Source organism: Endozoicomonas sp. ONNA1 (genome assembly GCF_024606325.1).
Classification (GTDB): Bacteria; Pseudomonadota; Gammaproteobacteria; order Pseudomonadales; family Endozoicomonadaceae; genus Endozoicomonas_A.
The window spans coordinates 1-1,929 of record NZ_JAHHPN010000893.1 but is presented as its reverse complement, the minus strand read 5'-3'; the positions used below and the strand labels follow the sequence as shown (position 1 = coordinate 1,929).

Sequence of the window (1,929 nt, the reverse complement as noted above, 5' to 3'; positions counted from 1 at the left end):
TGATTAACATGGCTAATAGTAATTCTTTTCCTTCTTTAATCATCCCCTGAAGCAACTCATCATCCATATTTTTAACAGGTATAACAAAAAAAGGATTAACTTTTATCAGTTTTTTTAATAATAAAGCAAGTCTCTCCCTGTCATACCTGTATCTTTTTATGCAATATTTATAAACATCATACAAAAGATCGATATGCGTATAAGAGGTTGGCATTCTTATTTCCAAGGGCGCTGAAGTAATTTTGACTAGTACTTCTTCAAAGAATTCAGGATGACTGATCAACATGTCATATTCAATATCATCATTGAAAAGCTCAAAAAAATTGATAAGAAATTTTCTACCATCGAGTGAATCCAAAATGGCTTTTTCTGTTATAAACTGTGCCGGAACCTCTGATAATCTGCAAAGGCCTTTCGATAATTGCGAAAGGCAGTACTCTTTGTTTTTCTTTCTGATGTTTTGTGGTAGCTCATTAAGTGTTATTCTTCCCGAACGGATAAGCTCATTATAAACATCATCGTCTGCGAAGCTGCGCGGCAGAACACTCACAGACTTTATTTTGGCCCCGATATCCAGACGTTCATAAATCTGAACTGCCAGATTTGGTGGTGTACCACGGGGAATACCTTCCAGAGTTGACCATTCAGTCAGAAAATCAATATCATTTTTCAATTCATCAGAAAGGTCTTCGTAATAATGCCTGACGCCTTTTTCCCTGACGCGAGTCAATAATAACTGTTTTTTCCTTTCAGGTGTTGATATTAATACATCCCATATTTTATCAGCTATCTCCGTTTTAGAAACATCCCAAAGCTGATTTCTTATTATTCCTGACAAAAGGGTTGGTGATTTAAAATAATCTTTAGGTAATATTTTTTCAGGGCGATAATAAATAAAGTCGATAACATCTATAAATTTTTCTGCTGTCAGCCTACCTTTAATACTATGATCCATGAGCCGTTTAATGAGCTTAAGTTGTCTGTCGCTGATGATAGCAGTGTTCGCACCCTGAATATCTTTAAGCTTTTTTAATTTTGGTTTGAGTTTAGCGACTTGATGGGAATCTAGGCCTGAAGCAACGGCTCTGGAGGTAATTCCGATCTCTTTTTGATCTTTTTGTCCTGTTACAAGATCTTGTGTGAAATTTGCATGATGAACTCCCAATGCCTTATCACTGACAGGGCTGACGATTTTTCCGCAAACTTTGCCACGATTCTCTGTAGCATTGAAAGTAGGTGAATTTTGCCTCTTATTACATGAGAATTGAGATAATCGATCCATCGTTTTTTCCTGTCTTTAAATTGTCCTTAATCTTGACGAGGGAGAGCCCAGTCAAAAAATGCTCACAATATTGACCCGTCAATTCAAAAAAAGTTCCAAAACAGAAGAATCACAGAGTTGAAAAAAGGCCTCTGGCCGGACCGATGCAACCCAAAGTAATTCTCAATAGCCTGAAATGTAGGATGCGCTGGCGGAATATATTCCTCACTCCATATCATCCTCCTCTGTGTATTGGCCTGCGAATGCAAAAACATTACCGGCAAACAACGTAAGTCCCTTGACCAGACTGATCAGGGGAAAGGTGGAGTTATTGGCTCCGAGATTGAGTTGGTCATTGACATTATGGAAGTCTTCAGGAAATTTTTTATGTATGTCGAAACGACGCAAAACATGTGGGTACAGTGTGGCATCCAGGTTTCCACTACTCTTTATGTGTTCTGAGTAACACTCATCAGAAAGAGTAAAGCTACAATTGTCTTTAGCCTCATGAGGTTGCATAGCCGTCCAGTACAGGATTTCCTCAGCGGTGCGAGTCAGCCATGAACGGTATGTCACTTGGTCAACCCCCATAAATTCTGGCAGTCTTGACCTGGGCTGACATTCTTTTTCTTTGGCTAACAGGCCTGACAGGTATTCGTTAAGCAGTT

Annotated in this window: 2 protein-coding genes; both read right to left on the bottom strand. The window is 38.8% G+C overall.

The features are described 5' to 3' along the window. Positions 1-1,282 (bottom strand): hypothetical protein (locus KDK19_RS21105; RefSeq protein ID WP_257292879.1); only part of this gene is annotated, 1,282 nt, incomplete at its 3' end. 204 nt (positions 1,283-1,486) lie between these two features. Continuing rightward, positions 1,487-1,929 (bottom strand): hypothetical protein (locus tag KDK19_RS21100; protein WP_257253008.1); only part of this gene is annotated, 443 nt, incomplete at its 5' end.